This is a genomic window from Anaerobacillus sp. ABA4_114 (assembly GCF_056159065.1).
Genome location: NZ_JBSWUM010000001.1, coordinates 959,814 through 983,019, shown reverse-complemented (window position 1 = coordinate 983,019; position 23,206 = coordinate 959,814). Strand labels below are relative to the sequence as shown.

Below are 23,206 nucleotides of genomic sequence, written 5' to 3'. Positions count from 1 at the left end.
CTCACTGAACCAAATAGCTTTTCACCTGACTTGGTGAGAGTTGTAGTTCCGTTGTTCCTCTGCCCTTTTTCACTTCATTTAGGTTAACTTCTTCTACTTTTGTGAGCGAAGGATGCTCGAGCTTGAGCGTCTGATCATTCCGTGTAGGATTGTAGTAACGCAAAATCAACGCTTCCTCGGATTCTGCCTTTTTCAATGTACTCATCACGAGATCACTTTCTTCGAAGCTGAACAAGCTATACTCTGAAGGTACACGAACATCCTCTTGATTTAGCTTCATCGCATTATGCGGAATCTTGTTATAGGAAACAAAAGGACTTAAATAGCGTTTCACGAGATGTGCTACTTTCGATTCATCTCGATTGCCTTTCGCATAAGCAAAACCAAACTCAAACTGATACGTACCTAGCATTTGAGAGTCTGGTGTTGGAAGTTTGATCCCTGATGGACGACCTGGTCTTCGAACAAGGTTCTCTTTACCTAGCACACCTACACAGCGGAAAAGTGTCAGCGCAATGGTATCAAACCGCTCGCCTATAATCTCATATTCTCTGACGCTCTTAGTCATTACGATCGCGGTGTCTTCTTGACTTTCTAAGCCTACGTAGCTAAGGAATGGATAGATCGCATCTGGTCGCTCATCCCAGCCTTCACTTTCCCAAACGTCCATCCCCTCATCGATGACGTTCCTCTCGATCGTTCCAAACTGCTGGTCAGCGAAAGAAAAGGAGCTCGCGATTCCAGTTGGAATGAGAACGCGGATACGATGATCACTTGCCGTGTTCGTAACGTTACACGTCACTTCGATCGCTTTTCCTTCTACTGGGATCTTAAGGTCAAAGGTGAATGATAACGTCGTCCATTCACGACCCGCTTTTTTTCTTGTCTCTAGATTAGCTGGTACGTTCCACTCATAAGAAATCTGAGCAAGGTACGCCTCTTTCGTTGTTTGTACACGAACTTCTGCATCAGATACTTTATGACGACTAAATTGAGCTTCTTCCCCTTCTAAAGGTGAAAAGTCATATTCGTCCCCATCATCACCGAGGTTTTCAAGGTTCAGTACACCGTCATGTGTTTTCTGAGACTGCTTATCTTTGATCGTTAGCGTTCCATTGTTTTCGAAATGGATCACATAGGCTTCGGTTTCGACGACTCGATACCTCTCACTAGGTATTACAGATTGAATATCCTCATCTTCCACAACAGTATACGTACGGTATCCGATTCCCGGTAAGTTTGGCTTTACTTGAATCGTATATTTGATAAAAGGATCATAGTTTCCATAGTGAACGATTTGACGGTCAATCAAGCCAGGGTCCACGATTTCTTTTGAAAGAATCTCATATGATAAAATTTCTCCATGGTCATCAATCAGTTTGAAGCCTTCAAATTTCGTCGTAATCGCAGTTGTATAAACTTCTTCACGCTGTTCAGGTAATAAGTTAAATAATACAAGACGATCGTCCGTTTTCTCTGTATCGATGTGATCCGCGATCTTCCGTTTGTAGAAATCGATCAAGCGATCCGTGCGCTCTTCTGCATTTTGAAAACGTCCCATGATTTCAGCATGAACTTTATCAGAACAGCAGCATCCGATACTATCATGTGCATGATTTTTCATGATTTCTTTCCAAATCGGCTCGATCAACCCGTGGTGGTACTCAAATCCTAGTTTGTATGCTAGAGACGCTAATGGCTCTAGATGATTCGTTAATTTATTCTCAATGCGCGTGTTTGCAGCTTTAATGTCTGCGCGAGTCGAATAAATGCTTCGATGGACACGCTGATACTTCCCGTGAAGAAATTCGCCGTAAATTTCATCGAGCCCTTCGCTTTTCTCGATCTTCTCTAGTAAGTCTTCATAGCGGCTTAAGAAAAACTCTCTTTCTGGATAAAGCTTTTCTAACTTAGAAATCACATCATATATATTTTGCTGGATCGGCATCTGATCGTGTCCGTTAGGAAGAAGCACATCTTCTCCAGTAGCCCCGCGGTCTAATACTTTAAAGTACTTATCCATTCTCGTTTGCAATGCTTCCTCTTCTTCGGGAAGATATTTTCCAATTGCGTATCCGAGCGGCATCAGCTGTACAAGGACTTTAGAGCCCCCTGGTGCTGTCCAATAAAATTCCGTCTTATCCGTACCGTGACGTTCAGATGTTCCTCTCCAGAATATCGAATACTTAATATCGAACCCATTCAATATTTGCGGCATTTGAGCTGATTGCCCAAATGAATCTGGAAGGTAGCCGATCTTCATCGGCTCACCAAATTCCTTGGAATCTTTCATTCCATAATAAAGGTTTCGTACGATTGATTCTCCTCCAACGACCATTTCATCCGTTTGCGTATACCACGGGCCAATAATCAATTTACCTGCTTGAATGAGGCGTTTGACGCGGTCTCGTTGGTCAGGACGAATCTCAAAGAAGTCTTCTAGAATTGCGGTTTGTCCATCCAATACATAGTAAGGATAGTCTGGATCGGTTTCGAGCCTTGTTAAAATTTCTTCCATATTGTTAACGAGTAAAATTCGTGATTCTTCCGTTGAGAAATACCATTCTCTGTCCCAGTGCATATGTGGGACGATGTGTACGTTCGCTGCCATGCTGCTTCACCTCGTTTAAAAATTATGCTGCTTGTTTTAGCGCTTTTTCGTATCCAACTTTATGGATTTTTTGTTTTCTAGATAGAATTAAGAGAAGAGTTGATATTGCTGCACCAACGATCGCAGCTCCAAACCAGATCACTGCATTCATGACGCCACCTGATCCGCCTTGTAGTAGAGCAAGTGAGAAGATGCCTGCGCCCGGGACATTTAGTCCGATATTCGCGACAGATACGATTGCTCCTGTAACGGCAGAACCTGCGACGAGAGATGGGATCACGCGAATCGGATCATTGATCATGAACGGAATCGCTCCTTCTGTAATTCCGGCCAAACCTAGTATCCACGTTTGTTTTCCAACTGCTTTTTCACTTTGACTAAACGAACGACTCGCAATGATCGTTGCTGCTGTAACGGAGAATGCCGACACCATCTTTACTGATGCAAAGACAGCGTAAGGAATAAAGTTACCGCTCGCCATCGCACCGATACAGAACGTATAAGCCGCTTTATTAACTGGACCACCTAAATCAAATGAAACGAAACCACCGATTAAAGCACCAAGAATAATTGCATTTGTACCTGTCATCCCATCAAGCCAACCTAGAAGTGCCCCATTCAACCATGCAACGGGTTCACCGACTACAAACAGCATGATTAAAATCGTGATGAGTGAGCCAAATACCGGGTAGACCCAGAAGCTCACAAAACCAGCGAATGTTCCGCTCGGCTTAATTTTCTGCTTCATATATTTCAATAGGAAACCTGCGAGAAATCCACCTAGCATCCCGCCAAGAAACCCGCTTCCAATCATGTTTGCAGCGACACCTGCTGCAAAACCAGGACCAAGACCTGGCTTATCAGCGATCGAGTACGCCATATATGCTGCAAGAACGGGTACCATCAGCGTACTTAATAGCAGTCCTCCAAGCGTTTTCACTTGATTCAGCCATGATCCTTCGGTAGCAAGGAGCTCCTCCATACCAAATCCTTGTGCAATTAATGTTGCAAAAGCTGAAATCATACCACCAGCTACGATGATCGGAATAATGTACGAGATCCCTGTTAAGATGGAATCTTTGATTTCCGTTTTGAAAGGCTTACCACCTTCTTCTTCATCCATCTCATCTAAATGGTCGATGTTTTGATCACCAGAACGTTTCTTTTGCATCACTTTTTCAATCAGCTGTTTTCCTTCCTTCATCGGAGACGCGACATTCGTCTTCACGATCGGTAAGTGCTTATACCGATCTTGGTCCTTCACTGCTACATCGTTTGCGAAAATGACCCCAACAGCTTCACTTAAGTCTTTCTTCGTATGACGCCCTTCGATTCCATTCGCACCTTGCTTTTCTACTTTCATCCTTACATTTAGTCCCTCGGCTGCTTTTGAAAGAGCTTCTGCTGCCATGTATGTGTGCGCGATACCTGCAGGACAGGCGGTAACACCTAGAACAAGAGGACGAGACTCATCTTCTTCACTAGACACCTTTTCCTCAGCATTGCCTAGCGCATCATAGAGATCTTTTGCTGATTGCACCTTTACTAACCGATCTTTATAAGCTGGGTCGGAAAGTCGCGTAACTAAATCCGCTAGAAGAGAAACATGCGTCGTACCTGCTTCTGCTTCAGGAATGGCGAGGAGAAAGACGAGGTCTACCTCGTTAGTCGGGTCGACGCTTTCCCAATCCTCGATCGGCTTTGTCACAGTTGCAACCGCAAATGCCGCTTCTTTTACACCGGTCGATTTTCCATGTGGAATCGCAAGTCCACCTTCGAAACCTGTCGGTGAAAGCTTTTCGCGGTCTAAAACCGCCTCTAAGTATTGGTTTTTATCTGATAGCTTACCTGCTACGTCTAAGGCTTCTGTTAATGATTCTATTGCTTCACGTTTTGAAGCGTACTGTTGATTGATCTTAATCAAATCGAGAGAAGTGACGCTTTGTAGGTTCATGTTTATACCCCCTCATCAAGTAATCGCTTACAACTATAGCTTAAAGTATTTTTTCTTCTATCCCTTATTTTTGTTAGCGCATTCACAAAACTGATCTCTATTAGAGAAGCTCTGTGTATTTATACACAGAGCTTTCTGTAAGCTTCGACTACCTTTCGTCCAACGATCGCCATCGGGACGAAATTCGTAGTATTATATCCTTTTATTTCTTCCTTAGGTGCATAGCAATACAGCATTAAATCCGCTACCCGACTCAAACGACTTTCACCCATATGACTCATTCCTAAAACCCGTGCACCGCGCTCTTTCGCATATTCTGCAAGTTCAACGGTTTGATCCGTGTCTCCTGACTGACTCAAGAGGATAACCAGATCTTTTTTCGTAAAATGGTGTAACGCAGCTATATTTTGATGTCTATGTACGGTAAACGTTACGTCTTTATGGAAGGGTTTAATATTCATAACGAGCAGTTCACTAATATAGGAAAGTGCTCCTGCGCCGTATACGAGCAACCGCTGAGATTGATGCATCCATTCACTCGCAACTTCGATCAGCTTCGGATCTGTTAATTCAAACGTTCGCTCGATTTCATATTGAAACGAATCAGGTTTTGTCTCCGTTTCTTCCATCTCATCTTTAAGTCGTAGCTTTAACTGAGTAAACCCTTCATACTCTAACTTCTTCATCAATCTCATAATCGAATTCGGAACAGTATGTGTTTCCTTTGCAAGCTTCTGAATCGACATCTTCACAACATCTCTACGATGCTCGAGCATATATTGAATGATCTGATCTTCTAAATCAGTCAACTGAAATTCAAATTTGCGATAGCGTTCCTCCAAAGATAACATGACACCATTCCTTCACGCGTAGTCTTACACTTATTTTACCACCGTTGGTTTAGTTGTTGGAACGACCAGGTTAATCCAGTGAAATTAGGTACAAAAAATCCACCTTACTACAAGATAAGGTGGATAGATCTATATTTTCATCACGAATTAAGCAGCCTTCGCAACTTCTTCCTCTTTCTTACCACTCATTTTAAAAATAATCATTCCGGAGACAATCACGATGACCGCTAAAAGCTGTTGAAATGTGAAAGGGACTTGTTTTAATCCTAAAATGCCGAGTGAGTCTGAAAGAATGGCAAAACCTAACTGTGAAGCCATCACGATCGAAATGGCGAATGTAGGACCTAGGTGGTTAATACTTTGCACTAAGCAGACCACGACACCGATACCGATCGCACCGCTTAACCAGTACCAAGGCTTCATATCTGCAAGCATAAATAGATTTCCACCTTCAACAAACAATCCGATCACAAGGGAAGCGAGAAATCCTAGACCTAGCACAAGCGTTGTTGTAACTAGGGATCCTGCTCGTTCACTTACTTTACTATTGAAGATATTTTGCAAACTAACAAATGAGCCAGCGATGACTGCCATTAGTAAACCGATCATCATTTTATAATCACCTCAAATTGATTGCTATTCATATATACTTTGACCGACCAACGCTTCAAGACCTTTTCGATCTTTCACTAAAATGCCACCGCTGCTCCGTTCGATCAAACCTTCTTCACAGAACTGTTTAATAATCCGATTAAGGTGGCGATAGCTCGTTCCGATCAGGTTCGAAGCATCGGTCAAATTGACTTTTTTATCTTGTTCCAATTCATGTTCATCTTCTGTAACTGAGAGAAGGTAACTTGCCAGCCTCACATCAACAGATTGCATAAGGTTAAAGCTAAGGGAATTCGATTTGACATAAAATTTATCTGTAATAATTTTGAGCAAGAACTGAAGAAATGCAGGGTCATCTCCACCGTATTTTCTTAATGCAGTGTAAGGGATCCCTAAGAGATGTACCGTCGAAACCGCTTCGACTGTATTGATCAAGCTGCCTCCGCGTACGTATTCGATGTCACCGATCAATTCGATCGGTGTTTTAAAAGAAAGGATAAGCGTCTTTCCTTCTTCTGACGTCGTATAAATCTTGACTTTCCCTTTTACAAGAACATATAAATGCTCTGCAGGTCCTCCCTGATCACCGATGCGTTCTCCATGTTCGTACGTATAGAGTGAGAATTTTGAACGGAGTTCTTTATTAAAGATCGTCTGTAGCTTATACGTTTCAATGTATTCCTCAATTAGTTGATCAACTGTCCTTTTCATGAAACTCCATCCCTTCTCTTACTTCTATTAAAAGGTTAGCATAACCACTCCGGCAATCATCATCCCGATACCGATAAACTGTGGAAGCTTCATCTTCTGTTTGACAACACCGAACCAGCCTTTGCTATCGATCACGAAGGTTAAAAGAAGCTGCGCGATCAATAATGCAGAAATCGTTACCGTGACACCAATCTTTTGAATCGCCGTGATATTACTGAACACCACGATCGCGCCAAATGTGCCTCCCATCAAATACAGAGGCTTCACTTGTGTTACATTTCGCCACGTTTTGTTACGAAGACTGATCAAAATCACCAACGCTAACAAAAATCCAACAAACTGAGTGACCGTTGTCGCCTGCCAGACGCCAACATCTTGACTAATACGCGTGTTCGCAACACCTTGTAACGTAATAAATGCTCCGCCTAAAAGCGCAAAGATACTTCCTTTCATTTTCTCACCCTCTTACATGTTTTCTACTTCTTTATTAAAAAGCAAAACACAACGAGCAAGTTAGGACATATGTCCTCAGAAGCATTTTTTTATAAAAAACTTAAATTACATAAAAAAATCCCCCTTACATGAGTGAGGGAGATTAGGGACTTAAATAGATGTCGGTTCAGGCAAAAGGATTTTTTTCTTTCCAGTTGTAAGTACGATTATTTCAATGATATCTGGGATTCGTTTAAACATGTGCTTCGAACATTCAATAACGTTTTGCTGGAACTGGTTCACCTGGTCTTCAAGTAGATCAACGACATATTTCTGAACGGTTAATTCTTTATCCGTCTGATGAACGATGACGGAATTCAGGCTGAATTCCGTGCCTTGAATCTCATCAAACCCACGCCAAAACTCACAAAACCATGCTTCTTTATCTTTTGCTTCGGTTAATCCTTGAATAAGGTGATCCATGATTTGCGCTAACTTTATGTAATAACATCCCTGAGAAGGGAAGAGATCTCGATTTAGTGAAGATTGCTCTGCTTCAATGAATTCAAGAGTAGTCAATAGACTTCTCTGATGTTTCGGTAATGCATAAACACGCTTTACGACTTGATCCACAAACATTTGAAGCTCTTGTCTCCAACTATCTGCTTGAATCATTTAACTCAACTCCATTTCTATGTTAACCTACCACCATTATAGTTGATAATGATTATCAACGTCAATTGAGTATCGTAAAAACCTAGCCTCTAATAAAAAAGAGACAGCCACTGGCTGCCTCTCCAAACTTACATGTTCGGTTCAAATGTTTTACAATCCGTTTCTTCACTATCACGAGCCTTATTCCCTTTGTGACTAACAACAAAAATCTTATCCGCCGTACAAGTCTCTCCGCCTCTGTTATACACACAGTTACTTACTTCGCAAAGAACATCTTGTGCCATCAAAAATCACCTCTTTTTTGTTATTAGAATTAACTTTCCAATGGAAATTCATACATAACGATAAGGTGTAACTACTTTTCATATACCCTCTTTTTCTACATATAATCATTATCGGTTAGAAAACTGAAGAGGAGGAGTGTGGAATGGACCTCGCACGATTGAATCGCATTCAACATTTAGCTTACGACATTATGGAGGAAATGAATAAAGAAGGAAGTTCACAAGATTGCTCCCATTCGAATCAAGTGATCGATCTTCTGTCGCGTGCAATCGGAAACCTAACGGACCCCACTGGCTCATTTTCAATCGATTACGTAGAAGAAAAAGTTGCAACTGCTCACTACTTACTGTTTAAGAATGAGAAGAAGGTTCCTGCATTAATAAGGGAGAAAGGTGTTACGGCTGATGGGTAGATTGATGAACGATGAGCTGGCTGTTTGCCAGCTTTTTTTCCTATTGTAAATGTTTAAACCTCTGCTGCCAGGTAATGGCATGAGGAGGGAGTTTTTCAGATGGAAAAGAAGACGATCTTTAACGCAACACACGGTGTCTTGACTACCGAAGTTGTTGTCATCAGTGGAAAACTTGAACTAAATAGAATCCCCCCTTACATGTAAAATGTAAGGGGGGATTTTTTATATCACTACAATTAGATACTCTTTAGAAAATGTTACTTACTTACTTACTTACTTACTTACTTACTTACTTACAGTACCTGCATCAGCTGGATGTACACCATGACGATAGAAGTCAGCATCAATTGGTTCCAGTGGCTTACGTCCAAGAATAAGATCAGCAGCCTTTTCTGCCAGCATGAGTACAGGTGCGTGGATATTTCCGTTTGTTACATATGGCATTGCAGAGGCATCGACTACGCGAAGGCCTTCTACACCGTGTACCTTCATTGTTTCTGGATCCACAACAGCCATTGGGTCTGTTTTAGGTCCCATCTTACACGTACATGATGGGTGAAGTGCCGTCTCAGCATCTTCTCTTACCCAATCAAGGATCTCCTCATCTGTTTGCACAGAAGGTCCTGGGAAATTTCGCCGCCATTGTATTTTTGCATAGCAGGTTGAGACATGATGTTACGAGTAACGCGAATTGCCTCTACCCACTCACGCTTGTCCTGTTCAGTTGAAAGGTAGTTGTATACCATGCTTGGATGCTCTTTCGGATCTTTCGAGCGAATTTTTAGTGAACCACGAGCGTCAGAGTACATCGGTCCGATGTGAACTTGGAAGCCGTGTTTCGTTTCTGCTTTTTGACCATCGTAACGTACCGCTACAGGCAGGAAGTGGAACATCAAGTTCGGGTACTCAACATCCTCATTTGAACGGACGAATCCTCCACCTTCGAAGTGGTTCGTTGCGGCTGGGCCTGTACGGTTAAGCATCCACTGCAAACCGATCCATGGCATACGCGCTTTGCTTAAGTTAGGCTGTTCAGAAACCGGTTCTGGACATGTGTGCTGCACATAAACTTCTAGGTGATCCTGAAGATTTTCACCAACACCTGGAAGATCTACAATCGGATCGATTCCAAGAGAACGAAGGTGTTTAGCGTCACCGATTCCATTTAGTTGAAGCATTTGCGGCGTCGCGATCGCACCACCTGAAAGAATAACTTCACCAGCTTTGACTTGATGCGTTTGTCCGTTGCGACGGTACGTTAACCCTGTCGCACGTTTCCCATCAATATCAATGCCCGTTACAAAAGCACGTGTACGAACCGTCAAGTTTTCACGGTCCATGAATGGGTGTAGATACGCACGCGAAGCAGATAGACGTTGACCTTTGTAGACATGCTTATCAAACGGTCCAAATCCTTCCTGACGGAAACCGTTCACATCTGGCGTACGTGAATAACCAGCTTCTACACCTGCATTAAAAAATGCTTGGAATAGTGGATTTTTTGCAGGTCCACGCTCTAGTTTAATCGGTCCATCGTGACCACGAAGCTCATCGTCTGGAGATGCTAGCGCATTTTCCAAACGTTTGAAATATGGAAGGCAGTGTGCGAAGTTCCAGCTATCCATACCTTCGTCAGCACCCCAACGTTCATAGTCCATTGGGTTTCCTCGTTGGTAGATCATTCCGTTGATGGAACTAGATCCTCCAAGTACTTTTCCTCGTGCATGTGGGATGTTGCGCCCCTTCATGTAAGGTTCTGGGTCTGTTTCGTATTGCCAATCATATAGGTCTTTTCCAGATGGGAAAGGAAGAGCTGCTGGCATTTGAATTAAAAGATCCCAAGAATAGTCACTTCGCCCAGCTTCTAATACAAGCACGCTTTTCTTTCCATCTTCACTTAGACGGTTACCGAGTACAGAACCTGCACTACCGCCGCCTACGACTACGTAATCATATGATTCCATCATATTCTGTTCCTCCTTGATGTTGAAAATAGGAGAGGTAGTAGAACCAACGTCTACTTCCTCACCTATTACATGTATTTACTAGTTTGGTATGTTGTATGGTTAGCCGAATCGTCGGCTTTTGTTAATTAATAATCGGTATCTTAGAACCAGTTGATCGTTTCTGGCTTCAGGTTTTGGAAGATATGCTTTGTTTCTGTATATTCCTCTAAACCAAGCTTTCCAAGTTCACGTCCGATACCAGATTGCTTGAATCCACCCCACGGTGCGTGAGGGAAATAGAGGTTGAATTCATTGATCCAAACTGTACCCATACGCATTTTCGCAGCACAGCGTTCAGCTTTCGCAATATCGTTTGTAAAGACGCCTCCAGCAAGTCCGTAAATGGAATCGTTCGATAGCTTGATCGCTTCTTTTTCTGCACGGAATTTCTCAACTGTGATGACAGGGCCAAATCCTTCTTCCTGCACCACTTTCATATCTGTTGTGCATTCAGTTAAGATGGTAGGCAAATAGAAGAAACCGTTTTGCAATTCAGGGTCTTCAGGACGTTTGCCGCCTACTTCTACTTTTGCACCTTCTTGAATTCCTGCTTCTACATACTTTTCTACTTTCGCAAGATGCTCTGCAGAAATAAGAGGACCCATTTGCGTATCTTCGTCAAATCCGCTTCCAAGCTTGAACTTCTTCACTCGCTCTACAAGCGCATTAACAAATTCATCGTGAATACTTTCTTCTACAATCAGTCTTGTACCAGCTGAACAAATTTGTCCTGCATGGAAGAATACTCCGTTAAGAGCTTGATCGACTGCTAGATCAAAATCAGCATCTGCAAAGATTACGTTTGGGTTCTTCCCGCCAAGCTCGAGTGCGAGCTTCTTCACATTTGTGCTCGCAGATTGCATAATCTTTTTCCCTGTCGCAATACCACCGGTGAAGGAGATAAGATCAACATCTTCATTGATAGAAAGCTCTGCACCAACTGTGTGACCTGAACCAAGAACAAGGTTAGCAACACCAGCAGGCACTCCAGCTTCTTCAATTAGTTCAAATACTTTGATATGAGTGAGTGGTGTAATCTCACTTGGCTTAATGATCAACGTATTCCCTGTCGCAAGTGCTGGAGCTAGTTTCCAAGATGCTTGAAGAAGAGGATAATTCCACGGTGTAATTTGCCCGCAAACTCCTACTGGTTCACGCACAACTTTACTGATGGAATTCGGTACAGGAGAATCGATGAGCTCTCCACCGTCTTTATCCGCAAGTTCCGCAAAATAACGGAACACCCCTGCGATATCATCCATGTCTCCGCGGCTTTCTTCGACTGTTTTACCTGTATCCAACGATTCTAAGTGAGCTAACTCTTCTTTGTCTCTTTCAATGAACTCGGCAATTCTTCTAACGATTGCCCCTCGTTCAGTCGCTGGTGTCGTAGACCATTCGCCGTTATCAAAAGCTTCTCTTGCAGCAGCGATCGCAGCTTTTGCATCGGATTCATTTCCTTCTGGAACAACAGCGATCTCTTCCTGGTTAAATGGGTTAATGATCGAACGTAATTTTCCAGAGTTCGCACCGACCCATTTTCCATTTATGTATTGTTGTAGTTTAAGATCCATATCTATCAACTCCAATTTCGAAGTAAATTAATTATATTAAAAATTTATTTAACATAATTAACGTTAACACGTCTTATTTTTGGTGTCAAAATAAAATCTTAAGTAGATAACCAAAGATTTAAGCCTCTCTATGATGGGTATAATGAGTTGTATCCTCACTATCTCTATTCATTTTTTAACATCTTGTGTTTGACATTTAATGTGAACACGTCAACAATTAGTTCATAAATAAAATTCAATAACTTTTTAACTCGATTTACTTTTCTATAAAGGAGCGACCTATTTTATGAGTGAATCTATTGAAAGACTAGAAGAAGCCAAAGATAAAGTTATTGGCACGATAGCGGAGACAATGGATTTGTACGGGGTAACACCAGCTGCGGCCAATTTATACGCAACGATGTATTTTAAAGATCAGATGACTCTTGATGAAATGCGAACAGAACTCGGCATGAGCAAACCAAGCATGAGTACGAGCGTTCGAAGACTACAAGAAATTAAGATGGTAAAAAAAACATTCACACGCGGTTCGAGGAAACATACATACGTAGCAGAGAAGAATTTCTTCCGCTCTTTTATGGCATTTTATTGTCAGATGTGGGAACGCGAAGCGAAAATGAATATGGAAGCCATCGAAGAAGCACAAGAAGAATTCATCGAAGTCATCAAAGATTCGAGCAGCATTCCAGAAATCGTTGCAGAAGCAAAATCATACTATGATCAACTAGAAGAATCGAAGACCTACTATCGTTGGTTGGAGGATTTAGTTGAAAGCATTCGAAGCGGGCAAATATTCGAATTCTTACCGAAAGATCCACAAGATTAACGATCAAGAAAAGGTAGCCTATAGCAATGAGCTATAGGCTACCTTTTTATTGGAATAGAAATTCACTCCTATCATCCATGCTTGATTCCATTCCAAAATATGCGCCATGCATTTTTCAAACGCGCCTCATACTCAACTTCTGAATAATAGAATAGCTGCTCTAAGCTACCATCAAGTAAACATAAATAAGCATCGATCACTTGATCTTCCTTCGCTCGAATATCTCCTTTCCGCTTCCCCTCTTTAACGATCTCCATTAATACTTCCGTTAAGGCTTTTTCTGATTCGATAAACTGTTCATTGTAGGTATCACTTACTTTTAGCGAAGGGAAGAGCATGAATCTCTTAAATAATAGACCAAGATCTTCATTCTTAAGATAAGCAGAGTTATCTTTTAACAAATAATACAGTTGTTGCTCTGTTGTCATGTTCCTGAACTTCTCAACTCTTTCTTTTAGAAAAAGGCGATAGTCCCTATTTACTTTTTGAAGCATTCCAAGAAAAAGATCTTCTTTGCTATCAAAATGGGCGTATAAAGATGGCTTCTTTATTCCAACACATTGTGCGATTTTCGTTAAAGACGTTCCTTCAAATCCATTTCTAGCAAACAGCGGCAAAGCTGCTTTTTCTATTTTTTCAACCATTGGGGTAGATGACATGTTAACCACTCCTTGCTTTATGTCCAAGCATCATTCATACCATACTACATTTCCTCTCTATCGTAAAAACGGGTGCGACTGGAATAACGAAGGCACATTGCAGATTACTCAGACACCGGTTTGACAAAAAAAATCTCTTCATGTAGCATTTACAATTAATTGCGTTAAGAAAATATTTAACATACTTAATTTTTTGTACAAAAAGGAGTGGAGCGTTACTTAAAAAGTATGAAACTCGTTGTCCTCTTGATTTGATAAGGATTCCGTAGTAACGAGTTAACAAAGTATGAAATGAAACCGTTGTTTTATAAAAATTGCATCATGAAGGAAGAAAGTGTCTTATTGCAGAGATACGCCTGAAAAAGGTTTTAAATTAAAACTATTTCGAGGGGTGATGATATTTTGACTAAACGAAAAGGAAACCTGCTAAAAGCAGGAGTTTTTGTAACAGCCATTGTCATTATGTTTATTTACTTAGGAGCAACAAATTCAGATATCAACTGGGGTTCATTTATTTCGATGCTCGCCTTTTACGGGGTCATCTATTATATTGGGGCCTTTATGGCCAGTAACAAATCCGAGTCAGCATCCGATATGATGGTAGCTAAACGATCGTTACCACTATGGATCTCTATGTTTACGATGGCTGCAACTTGGGTCGGCGGTGGATACATATCAGGAACAGCAGAATCAACGTATTCCTTTGGATTAGCATGGGCCCAGGCCCCGTGGGGGTACGCACTGAGCTTAATTATTGGCGGTATTTTCTACGCTAGAAAAATGCGTCGCTATGAATTCATGACCATGATCGATCCACTCGAACAGCGCTTTGGTAAGAAAGTTGCTGGTGTATTATACATCCCAGCACTTTTAGGCGAAGTCTTTTGGAGTGGTGCGATTCTAACTGCTTTAGGGACTACATTTGGAACGATTCTAGGACTTGACTTCCAAACATCGATTATCCTATCAGCCATTATCGCGATTGCCTACACAGTGGTGGGAGGCATGTGGTCCGTTGCTTTTACGGACGTTTTTCAAATGCTCGCCGTCATGATCGGCTTGTTCTTAGTACTACCATTTGCACTATCAGAAGTAGGCGGATTAAGTTCCGTTTGGAGTAATTACCAAACAGACATGGGAAGTTATGCAAGTCTCTTTCCCCTCTAGACGGCTGGAAGGATCCTGAATGGGGGAACTATTACTGGAACTGGTGGGACTTTGCCCTACTCCTTATTTTCGGAGGGATCCCATGGCAAGTATACTTTCAGCGTGTGCTTTCAGCTAAGACTGAGAAAACAGCTATGTGGCTTTCCATCACAGCAGGATTTATCTGTATTCTAGCAGCAGTCCCTGCAGTGATCATCGGAGCGATCGGGTTAGATACCGACTGGGCAAGTCTTGGCGTAAATGCACCTGATAATCCAGCGATGATCCTCCCTTATGTGCTGCAATATTTAACGCCTGATATTATTGGAGCAATTGGATTAGGAGCACTCGCAGCTGCCGTTATGTCATCGATGGATTCGTCCATCTTATCAGCGTCTTCCATGGCTGCTTGGAATGTGTATCGACCACTGTTCAAACCAAAAGCTTCAAGTGATCAGCTTAAGAAAATGATCAAACGTTCCATCATCCTTGTTGGAATTGCAGCGACGATCATCGCATTGAATGTGAAAAGTGTTTATGCCTTATGGTATCTTGCTGCTGATCTTGTATACGTTATTCTATTTCCACAGCTCACAACCGCACTGTTCTTTAAAGGAGCAAATAAATATGGGGCAGTTGCAGGTTTAATCGTTTCCTTCGTTTTACGTCTAGGCGGGGGAGAGCCGATCATCGGACTTCCTGTATTCTTGCCATATCCAATGATCGAAGCAGGCACAGTACTCTTTCCATTCCGAACACTCGCAATGGTTTCTGGCTTAGTGACAATTATCGTTGTGTCTAAATTGACTCAAAAAGTTTGTCCACCTAAGCCATTGTTGATGCCGGCAGAGAGAAAAAATGGAAATGAAAAGATTGAGAAGATCGCCTGATTTAGGTTGTACTAATCAATGAAGCAAAATGGAATGGTTTAAAAGCATAAAATAAAGCACCTCACATAATGCGCCTACTAGCATTATGTGAGGTGCTTTTTATGATTGATTCATACTCAAATTACAAACCACCACGTTAAAATGGGGAGTCCCTTACCCTCTCTCTTTTGCCACCTGCGTATCACGAATATTTTTCTGAATCGTTATGGCTGCAAATAAACTAAGAACAAATGACATCCCGTAAAATCCTTTTTCACTTAAGATGATACTTCCAGCGTTATAAAGTCCGATTGCCATCAAAGAGATCGCGATAATTACTGCAAACCAACTTAGTCCGTAATAAATGCCCGAGACAGGGATATCTTCTTCCTTGTCTCTAACCGCTTTTTGCAGAGAAACAGCTGCATACAGCCCAAATACCAATACAGCAAAGTAATACCCCTTCTCATTCAGTTCCATCCCAGTATTAAAAAGACCGATTAAATAAGCGGAAACACCGATGACCAAAGCTGCCCAGCTTGCCCCTTTAAAAGCTGCAGTCGGTTCCCCTTCTTTTCTTTCCACCTTCACCTTTGGCTTTTTTTCATCCTTCACTAACGGGTTACCATTTACTTCTGACATTACCCGCCCCCCTTTTTACTATACGCAGGCTATTTTACTATCCTATACCGACTATTATAGCAATATTTTACATTTTAACACTATTATTGTATGAATTTTTTGTTATTTAAAAATAAGACGAGTTTATATCCTCTAATTAAATTAATCATCAAGATTGTGATACTTATCACAGAAGACGGTTTAAGGATTGGCGATAATAAACATGTGATCAGACTATTAAAGTAGGAGCGTGAGAAAAATGTTTATTCAATTTCTAAGAGAAAACAAAGTAGCTTCTGGTATTCTATTGTTCATACGTTTATACCTAGGTTATCAATGGCTAACTGCTGGCTGGGGAAAGATCACAGGTGGTTTTGATGCAAATGGCTATCTTCAAGGAGCAGTTGCGAAGGCTACCGGTGAACATCCTGCTGTGCAAGGATGGTGGGCTGCATTCTTAGAAGGGTTTGCGATCCCAAATGTCGAGCTTTTCAATGTACTAGTTGCTTGGGGAGAATTGCTTGTTGGGCTTGGCCTAATTCTTGGTACCTTCACAACCTTTGCAGCATTAATGGGAGTTATTATGAATTTTGCCTTCCTATTTAGTGGAACAACAAGCACGAACCCGATGATGGTGATCCTTGGAGTGCTGATTCTGATTGCTAGTTATAATGCAGCTAAGATTGGGCTTGACCGATGGGTGATCCCGTTTGTTAAACAAGGTTTCCACATTCGTCAGGTTAAGCCCGTGCTTGAACATAAATAAAAGAATGTTTACAATTCATTCATCACAAAAGGAAACTGCGCATTCCACTTTCTACATCTCTAATAAGACTTTATTAAAAAACAAAAAAAGCTACAGCCCCCATGCCGTTCTGAAAGAGGGGTGTAGCTTTTTATAAGTACAAATATTCATTAAGCTGCAAGCTTCTTACATGCTTCTGCACATTTAAAGCAAGCGTCTGCGCAATCTTGGCAATGCTTATGGTCGTGCTTCTTACACTCATTCCCACATGCTTCACAAATAGCTGCACAAGCTTGAGCAAGTTCAGCTGCAAATGGTGTACCTCTAACTAGAGCTTGTTCAAGGAATCCACATATATCAGCACATTCGCGATCAAGACGAATACATTCAGCCATCATCTTGACATCACCCTCTTTTAAACAAGAATCGTAACAATGATTACATGCCGTCATGCATTCATGAAGCGTTTCGATCATTGAACCGTATTTTTCGTGTGACATAATCAAATTCCTCCCTATATTTTGTATACACTATGGTATTTTTCCAATAAATTAGCGTTCTAAACGATATTTTGAACAAAATTTCCGTATAAAGGAATTTCATTTTTCGCACATTTTTCCAACATAAAAGAAGCAAGGTCTCCCCTTGCTTCCTAATCTATTCAAGTATCGTTACTTCACATCATACCCTTGTTCTTCTACTGCTTCATTCATATCAGATACTGTGACTTTAGCTGAATCGTACGATACAGCTGCCTTTCCTTGCTTCAGATCAACCTCAACACCTGAAACACCATCTAACTCGGTTAACGCTGTTTCAACTGCCGATTTACAGTGGTTGCACGTCATACCTTCAATTTTGATCGTTGTTTGTTCCATGTTTAAAATCTCCCTTCAAGAATGATATTATAATTTAACTCGCTTCAATCGAAGTGAGTTCGTTACAACTGATACAGAACTGAATGCCATTGCGGCTCCAGCTACCCACGGTGCTAATAGACCGATTGCAGCGATCGGTATACCGATCGAGTTATAGAATAATGCCCAGAACAAGTTTTGGCGAATGTTTTTCATCGTTTTTCGGCTTAAGTTGATTGCCTTTGGAATATGCTCTAAGTCGCCTCCAACAAGGGTAACATCAGCCGTTTCGATCGCAACGTCGGTACCTGTTCCGATCGCCATCCCTATATCAGCCGTTGCAAGAGCTGGCGCATCGTTGATTCCGTCACCAACCATGGCAACTCGTTTCCCTTGACCTTGCAACTCTTTTACTTTGTTTGCTTTGTCTTCTGGAAGAACTTCTGCATAAATACCTTTGATGTTCACTTGTTTTCCAATTGCTTCTGCCGTGCGTTTATTATCTCCAGTAATCATGTAAACATCGATACCGAGATTTCGTAATTCTTGTATCGCCTGTTTCGATGTTTCTTTCACTGTATCAGCAACGGCAATGATTCCCCTAATGTTATGCTCGATGGCGATGAACATTGCGGTCTTTCCTTCTGTTTCATAAGCTGCCATCACTTCTTCATGTTGCGTGTACTGAATATTTTCTCGTTCCATTAATTTTCTCGTTCCGACCAGCACCCTCTTACCGTCGATCAGAGACGTAATACCGTGCCCCGGGATCGCTTCGAAACTCTCAGCTTCATCCACTTTGATTTGTTTTTGTTCACCATATTGAACGATCGACCTAGCAAGTGGATGCTCCGAGGCCTTTTCTGCGGCTACAAGATAGGATAAGACTTCTTGTTCTTCTCCTTCAAACACTGTAAATTCCGTTACTTCCGGTTTCCCTTTCGTAATCGTTCCTGTTTTATCTAACAAGATCGCATCGACTTTGTGTGTGCCCTCAAGAAATTCGCCGCCTTTGAACAGCACTCCTATTTCAGCACCTTTCCCTGTCCCTACCATGATCGAAGTAGGTGTTGCTAGACCAAGTGCACATGGACAAGCAATCACTAGAACGGCAATCGCAACTTCTAGTGCCTGAGGTAAATCGTATGGGTTCACCCATAAATACCAGACAAGGAACGTTACGAAGGCGATACCAACAACGATCGGAACAAAAATACCTGAGATGATATCTGCCATTCTTTGAATCGGGGCTTTTGACCCTTGAGCTTCTTCTACAATTTTAATGATCCCTGCTAATGCAGTATCACTTCCTACTTTCTCAGCGGTGATCGTCAATGTACCATTTTCATTAATGGTCGAACCGATGACCGCATCACCGTCCGTTTTTTCAATTGGGATCGACTCTCCGGTAATCATGGATTCATCTACTGAGGACTTCCCTTTTTGAACGCTGCCATCCACTGGAATCTTTTCACCCGGGCGAACGATGATCGTATCACCAACGACTACCTGATCGACTGGAACCTTCACTTCTTCGCCGTCTCGTAAAACACTCGCTTCTTTCGCCTGCAGGTTGAGAAGCTTCGTGATCGCTTGCGTCGTCCTGCCCTTGGCAAGATCTTCAAACAACTTCCCAACAAGAATTAGTGTGATTAAAACAGCACTCGTTTCAAAATACAATTCCGGGTGGTACCCTGGCGTAAGTAGTAATCGAATACCCTCCACCACACTATAAAAGTAAGCAGCAGATGTACCAAGAGCTACGAGTACATCCATGTTGGCACTCTTATTAATAAGGGCGCGGTAAGCACCTACGTAAAACGGAGCACCAATATAGAACTGTACAGGAGTAGCCAATAGGAATTGAAACCAAGGGTTCATGAAGAAGTCAGGCAGTGGAAGAGCAACATCGAACGGAAGATGAGCAATCATGGTGTATAGTAACGGTAGTGAAAGCAAGACCGAAATACCAAGCTTCACTTTTTTCTTTTTAATTTCTTCTTCCTTGTGCGATTTCTTCTCTTCTCGATCTTCTTTAACGACTGCATCATACCCTAGTTTCTTTACCTTCTCGATGATCTCATCTACCGTAATGGCACTAGGCTGATACGTGACAACACCGGATTCTGTTGTCAGGTTTACCGAAGCTGATGCTACTCCAGAGGTTCGGTTCAATCCTTTTTCGACCCTGGTTGAACAAGCAGCACATGTCATACCATGGATATCTAGCTCAACTTGTTCTTTACGAACTCCGTATCCTAACTTTTCTATTTTGTTGACGATGTCTGAAGGGTTAACTTTTTGTTCGTCGAACTGAACATCCGCTCTTTCCATCGCAAGGTTTACATTCGCTTCAACGCCGTCCATTTTGTTTAATACCTTCTCAATGCGCTGCGAACATGAAGCACATGTCATACCTGTTATATAGAGTGACGTTTTCTTTACAGCATCCATTTTATCACCTTCTTATTTGGAGAATTGTTGGATCACTTTCATCAATTCCTCTATATGATGATCACCATTTCCTTCTTGAATCGAACTTGCCACGCAAGTTTTTGTATGCTTTTCGAGCAAGGTATATCCTACTTTCTTTAGAGCAGCTTGAATTGCTGATAATTGAATTAGAATATCCACACAATAACGATCATCACCGACCATTTTCTGAATCCCACGAATTTGCCCCTCTATTCGCTTCAAGCGATTTTGCAGCTGCTGCTTTTCTTCTTCGGTTCGATTCTCAGATGGCTGTTTATCTGGTTGAAGCTCAAGATCCAAATCTTTGTTCATAGTAGTCATCTCCTTTTTTCAATATCTTACTTCAAATATACCCCCGTTAGGTATATTGGTCAAGTGAAGTACCTTGTATATAATAGTGAATTTTAATATGTATCTACTTTACCCTTAGGGGGTAATCTTTTAACTCATAAAAGAAACGCTGAACGCTGAAGATATAGCCACTTTTCTTGTCTTCATTAATATAAAAAGGTTCCGATCATCATACGATGACCGGAACCTTTTTCATTTAGTGCTTATTATTTCTTTTTTTCTTGCGATTGTGGTGCTTCCTTTTCAGGATCTAGTTGATTAACGTTGTAATTGTAATCATCACGATTAACCGGCTCGAAACCTTCTGGATTGTAGAAGCGAAGGAGATCGCCGTAAACTACTTTATCAGAGAGTTCAAGAGACTCTTCGACAAACTTGCCAGGCTGTTCACATGCTTCACCATCTACTTTTTCACCTGTAGGATTCTCGTAGCATTTTTCGTTTACGGAAGTGACCTCAGGTGTTACGAAGTCACCATTTCGAAACGGTACAATTTCACGGTGATCTTCTGATAGAAGATCTGAACCGAATGAAATGAACTCATCTGTTTCTACACCTAACAAGTGAAGAACAGTGTCTCGAATATCGATATGCCCGCCGTATTCGTGTACCTGCTTTCCTTCAAGCCCAGGTGCGGTAATGAAAAGTGGTACACGCTTCAATTGTGCATTTTCGTACGGAGTGATTTCTTTATCCATTACTTGACTCATTGCTTTGTTGTGGTTATCCGAAATACCATAGTGATCTCCATACATGACGATCATCGTATTATCATAAAGACCAGATTTCTTCAGGTCATTAAAGAATTGTTCGATCGATTCGTCCATATATTTCGCCGTCTGGAAGTAGCCATTTACCACTGCATCATCTGTTTCAGGTGTAGGGAAATCAACATCTCCCTCATCCATTGTAAATGGAAAGTGGTTCGATAGTGTAAGCATCTTCGCATGGAACGGTTGCTCTAGACTTTCAAGATAAGGCATGGACTGCTTAAAGAATGGCTTATCTTTCAGACCATAGTTATGAACATCCTGCTCGTTCATATCATAGTAGCTTGAGTCAAAGAACTTCTGAATACCAAATGACTTATACATTTCGTCACGGTTCCAGAACGTTTTCCCGTTTCCGTGAAGAGATGAAGTTGAATAGCCTTTTTGTTCAAGAATCGCAGGCTGCGCTTGATACGTATTACGCGCTTTCTCCATCGCTACAGATCCACTTGGTAACGGATAAAGTGAATTCGCCAACATAAACTCTGCGTCAGACGTTTTCCCCTGTCCAACTTGTTGGAAGATGTTATCAAAATAGAACGTGTTCTGATCTTCAACGAGACTATTTAAGAACGGTGTTACTTCTTTTCCATTCACTTCTTTTCCAATAACAAAGCTTTGGAGGGATTCGAGTGAAATATAAACCACATTCATTCCTTCAGCTTCACCGAAGTACTCAGGATTCGGTTCCGTTCTGTTTGCTTCAACAAAGTTGATTACTTCCGTTAAATCATCACTGCTCGCTAAAGCACTTTGTGAATTTGATTTAATCGTTTTAACCGCATCGATGACTTGATAGTTAAACTGTCCGAGATACTTCACAAGGTACGTACGATCAAACGAACGTGTCAGAAGCTGCGGACGATCCGTCTCAGCTAGACCAAGATTGACCACAAAAAAGACTGCTGCTGATGCAAAAATCATCGCGATCTTCTTTCTTCTCAATGGTGCCTGTGGTTTCACAACCTTAAACAGAATCAACCCAAGGATTAGCAGTGTATCAATAAAGTAGAAGACATCTGTGAATTGCATCAACGCAAATGCACTATCTTTTAACTCTCCTGCATCATTCGAGTGCATCACGGTTGGTAACGTAATGAAATCATTAAAGAATCGATAGTATACCACATTTGCATAAAGGACAAATGAGAGCAAGAAATCGATAATCAGCATTGCCCACAATCGTTTGCGTCCTTTAAAGAATAATGCAAACCCAAAGAAGAACAATAATGAACTTATTGGATTTAATAAAAGTAAAAATGATTGAATACCGTTCTTGATACCCAATTCAAATTCCGTTTGATAGATTGCATAGGTTTTTAACCAGAATAATAGAATGACGCCAAAGAACAATGTCCACGGCTTATTCAACTGGCCTTTTAATTGTTCAAACATGACTGTCATCAGCCTCCTAGCGGAATGCACCGCTTAATATGATTTATGAAATAAATGTAAATTAATTGGATAATGGTTAATACTCGAGTATGATACGACCATATTGAGTTAATGTCAAATATGTATTGAAGGATGTATTTAATAAATTTTTGAGTAGATATTGCTAAAAGTTTTCGAAATAGCTGATGGATTTCAGGGAATCATTCTGATAATCGATACCGCCGAAGCCTTTCAGATCATAGATCTTCTTAGTCTCAAAAGAAAAATTTTGAAATTGACTGGATTAATTCTTTTTCTATTAATTGAATACGAAAAGAGGATTTCTTTGCAGAAACCCTCCTAATAATTACCACTCAAGTTTGGATCATT

Annotated in this window: 19 protein-coding genes and 2 pseudogenes; 4 read left to right on the top strand and 17 right to left on the bottom strand. The window is 41.4% G+C overall.

Features of this window, described 5'->3' with window-relative positions:
* Position 1 precedes the first annotated feature (1 nt).
* The 8 genes from mngB to ACXAEY_RS04800 form a co-directional block, all read right to left on the bottom strand.
* Positions 2-2,611: a mannosylglycerate hydrolase gene (mngB, locus tag ACXAEY_RS04835; RefSeq protein ID WP_474810722.1), complete on the bottom strand. Its 2,610-nt coding sequence runs from the start codon at positions 2,609-2,611 to the stop codon at positions 2-4.
* 22 nt (positions 2,612-2,633) lie between these two features.
* Entirely contained in the window at positions 2,634-4,565 is a 1,932-nt protein-coding gene (mngA, locus tag ACXAEY_RS04830) for a PTS 2-O-a-mannosyl-D-glycerate transporter subunit IIABC (RefSeq protein ID WP_474810721.1), read from the bottom strand.
* A gap of 119 nt (positions 4,566-4,684) precedes the next feature.
* Positions 4,685-5,416 (bottom strand): MurR/RpiR family transcriptional regulator, encoded by a 732-nt coding sequence (locus tag ACXAEY_RS04825; protein WP_474810720.1) that lies wholly within the window; start codon positions 5,414-5,416, stop codon positions 4,685-4,687.
* Between the two features lie 147 nt (positions 5,417-5,563).
* Entirely contained in the window at positions 5,564-6,028 is a 465-nt protein-coding gene (locus tag ACXAEY_RS04820) for a DMT family transporter (protein WP_474810719.1), read from the bottom strand.
* Between the two features lie 24 nt (positions 6,029-6,052).
* Positions 6,053-6,739: a Crp/Fnr family transcriptional regulator gene (locus ACXAEY_RS04815; RefSeq protein WP_474810718.1), complete on the bottom strand. Its 687-nt coding sequence runs from the start codon at positions 6,737-6,739 to the stop codon at positions 6,053-6,055.
* 27 nt (positions 6,740-6,766) lie between these two features.
* Positions 6,767-7,192 (bottom strand): DMT family transporter, encoded by a 426-nt coding sequence (locus ACXAEY_RS04810; RefSeq protein WP_474810716.1) that lies wholly within the window; start codon positions 7,190-7,192, stop codon positions 6,767-6,769.
* 150 nt (positions 7,193-7,342) lie between these two features.
* Positions 7,343-7,846 carry a hypothetical protein gene (locus ACXAEY_RS04805; protein WP_270179775.1) on the bottom strand — a complete coding sequence of 168 codons (504 nt, stop codon included), beginning with the start codon at positions 7,844-7,846 and terminating at the stop codon, positions 7,343-7,345.
* Positions 7,847-7,974: 128 nt separating this feature from the next.
* A complete protein-coding gene (locus tag ACXAEY_RS04800) occupies positions 7,975-8,130 on the bottom strand; it encodes a DUF1540 domain-containing protein (protein WP_270179776.1) in 156 nt (51 codons plus the stop codon).
* 143 nt (positions 8,131-8,273) lie between these two features.
* Between ACXAEY_RS04800 and ACXAEY_RS04795 the strand changes: the two genes are divergently transcribed.
* A complete protein-coding gene (locus tag ACXAEY_RS04795; RefSeq protein ID WP_474810715.1) occupies positions 8,274-8,543 on the top strand; it encodes a hypothetical protein in 270 nt (89 codons plus the stop codon).
* 285 nt (positions 8,544-8,828) lie between these two features.
* Here ACXAEY_RS04795 and betA read toward each other — a convergent pair.
* Both betA and betB read right to left on the bottom strand, forming a co-directional pair.
* A pseudogene (betA, locus tag ACXAEY_RS04790) lies at positions 8,829-10,510 on the bottom strand (choline dehydrogenase).
* Between the two features lie 140 nt (positions 10,511-10,650).
* Positions 10,651-12,123 (bottom strand): betaine-aldehyde dehydrogenase, encoded by a 1,473-nt coding sequence (betB, locus tag ACXAEY_RS04785; RefSeq protein WP_474810714.1) that lies wholly within the window; start codon positions 12,121-12,123, stop codon positions 10,651-10,653.
* A gap of 286 nt (positions 12,124-12,409) precedes the next feature.
* Here betB and cudC point away from each other — a divergent pair, with 286 nt between their 5' ends.
* Entirely contained in the window at positions 12,410-12,949 is a 540-nt protein-coding gene (gene cudC / locus ACXAEY_RS04780) for a choline uptake/conversion transcriptional regulator CudC (protein WP_474810713.1), read from the top strand.
* Positions 12,950-13,020: 71 nt separating this feature from the next.
* Here cudC and ACXAEY_RS04775 read toward each other — a convergent pair whose 3' ends face one another.
* Positions 13,021-13,608 carry a TetR/AcrR family transcriptional regulator gene (locus ACXAEY_RS04775; RefSeq protein ID WP_474810712.1) on the bottom strand — a complete coding sequence of 196 codons (588 nt, stop codon included), beginning with the start codon at positions 13,606-13,608 and terminating at the stop codon, positions 13,021-13,023.
* Between the two features lie 462 nt (positions 13,609-14,070).
* Here ACXAEY_RS04775 and ACXAEY_RS04770 point away from each other — a divergent pair.
* Positions 14,071-15,644 (top strand): annotated as a pseudogene (locus ACXAEY_RS04770) (high affinity choline transporter 1).
* A 153-nt stretch (positions 15,645-15,797) separates the two neighbouring features.
* On the opposite strand, the gene yiaA reads toward ACXAEY_RS04770, so the two are convergent.
* Complete coding sequence (gene yiaA / locus ACXAEY_RS04765) at positions 15,798-16,265, bottom strand: inner membrane protein YiaA (RefSeq protein ID WP_474810711.1); 468 nt, start codon at positions 16,263-16,265, stop codon at positions 15,798-15,800.
* Between the two features lie 238 nt (positions 16,266-16,503).
* On the opposite strand from yiaA, the gene ACXAEY_RS04760 reads away from it, so the two are divergent.
* Entirely contained in the window at positions 16,504-17,010 is a 507-nt protein-coding gene (locus ACXAEY_RS04760; RefSeq protein ID WP_474810710.1) for a DoxX family membrane protein, read from the top strand.
* Positions 17,011-17,159: 149 nt separating this feature from the next.
* On the opposite strand, the gene ACXAEY_RS04755 is transcribed toward ACXAEY_RS04760, so the two are convergent.
* The 5 genes from ACXAEY_RS04755 to ltaS form a co-directional block, all read right to left on the bottom strand.
* On the bottom strand, positions 17,160-17,489 hold the full coding sequence (locus ACXAEY_RS04755; RefSeq protein ID WP_474810709.1) for a four-helix bundle copper-binding protein: 330 nt from the start codon (positions 17,487-17,489) through the stop codon (positions 17,160-17,162).
* 171 nt (positions 17,490-17,660) lie between these two features.
* On the bottom strand, positions 17,661-17,867 hold the full coding sequence (gene copZ / locus ACXAEY_RS04750; RefSeq protein ID WP_474810708.1) for a copper chaperone CopZ: 207 nt from the start codon (positions 17,865-17,867) through the stop codon (positions 17,661-17,663).
* Positions 17,868-17,894: 27 nt separating this feature from the next.
* Complete coding sequence (locus tag ACXAEY_RS04745; protein WP_474810707.1) at positions 17,895-20,300, bottom strand: heavy metal translocating P-type ATPase; 2,406 nt, start codon at positions 20,298-20,300, stop codon at positions 17,895-17,897.
* A 12-nt stretch (positions 20,301-20,312) separates the two neighbouring features.
* Entirely contained in the window at positions 20,313-20,633 is a 321-nt protein-coding gene (locus ACXAEY_RS04740) for a metal-sensing transcriptional repressor (RefSeq protein ID WP_474810706.1), read from the bottom strand.
* Positions 20,634-20,878: 245 nt separating this feature from the next.
* Positions 20,879-22,846 carry a lipoteichoic acid synthase gene (ltaS, locus tag ACXAEY_RS04735; protein ID WP_474810705.1) on the bottom strand — a complete coding sequence of 656 codons (1,968 nt, stop codon included), beginning with the start codon at positions 22,844-22,846 and terminating at the stop codon, positions 20,879-20,881.
* Positions 22,847-23,206 lie beyond the last annotated feature (360 nt).

Coding starts and splice junctions, on each gene's coding strand:
- ACXAEY_RS04820 (WP_474810719.1), bottom strand. CDS start 6,028: ATGATGATCGGTTTACTAATGGCAGTCATCGCTGGCTCATTTGTTAGT.
- copZ (WP_474810708.1), bottom strand. CDS start 17,867: ATGGAACAAACAACGATCAAAATTGAAGGTATGACGTGCAACCACTGT.
- ACXAEY_RS04795 (WP_474810715.1), top strand. CDS start 8,274: ATGGACCTCGCACGATTGAATCGCATTCAACATTTAGCTTACGACATT.
- mngB (WP_474810722.1), bottom strand. CDS start 2,611: ATGGCAGCGAACGTACACATCGTCCCACATATGCACTGGGACAGAGAA.
- ACXAEY_RS04755 (WP_474810709.1), bottom strand. CDS start 17,489: ATGTCACACGAAAAATACGGTTCAATGATCGAAACGCTTCATGAATGC.
- ACXAEY_RS04800 (WP_270179776.1), bottom strand. CDS start 8,130: ATGGCACAAGATGTTCTTTGCGAAGTAAGTAACTGTGTGTATAACAGA.
- ACXAEY_RS04760 (WP_474810710.1), top strand. CDS start 16,504: ATGTTTATTCAATTTCTAAGAGAAAACAAAGTAGCTTCTGGTATTCTA.
- ACXAEY_RS04825 (WP_474810720.1), bottom strand. CDS start 5,416: ATGTTATCTTTGGAGGAACGCTATCGCAAATTTGAATTTCAGTTGACT.
- ACXAEY_RS04775 (WP_474810712.1), bottom strand. CDS start 13,608: ATGTCATCTACCCCAATGGTTGAAAAAATAGAAAAAGCAGCTTTGCCG.
- cudC (WP_474810713.1), top strand. CDS start 12,410: ATGAGTGAATCTATTGAAAGACTAGAAGAAGCCAAAGATAAAGTTATT.
- ACXAEY_RS04810 (WP_474810716.1), bottom strand. CDS start 7,192: ATGAAAGGAAGTATCTTTGCGCTTTTAGGCGGAGCATTTATTACGTTA.
- ltaS (WP_474810705.1), bottom strand. CDS start 22,846: ATGACAGTCATGTTTGAACAATTAAAAGGCCAGTTGAATAAGCCGTGG.
- ACXAEY_RS04745 (WP_474810707.1), bottom strand. CDS start 20,300: ATGGATGCTGTAAAGAAAACGTCACTCTATATAACAGGTATGACATGT.
- betB (WP_474810714.1), bottom strand. CDS start 12,123: ATGGATCTTAAACTACAACAATACATAAATGGAAAATGGGTCGGTGCG.
- yiaA (WP_474810711.1), bottom strand. CDS start 16,265: ATGTCAGAAGTAAATGGTAACCCGTTAGTGAAGGATGAAAAAAAGCCA.
- mngA (WP_474810721.1), bottom strand. CDS start 4,565: ATGAACCTACAAAGCGTCACTTCTCTCGATTTGATTAAGATCAATCAA.
- ACXAEY_RS04805 (WP_270179775.1), bottom strand. CDS start 7,846: ATGATTCAAGCAGATAGTTGGAGACAAGAGCTTCAAATGTTTGTGGAT.
- ACXAEY_RS04740 (WP_474810706.1), bottom strand. CDS start 20,633: ATGAACAAAGATTTGGATCTTGAGCTTCAACCAGATAAACAGCCATCT.
- ACXAEY_RS04815 (WP_474810718.1), bottom strand. CDS start 6,739: ATGAAAAGGACAGTTGATCAACTAATTGAGGAATACATTGAAACGTAT.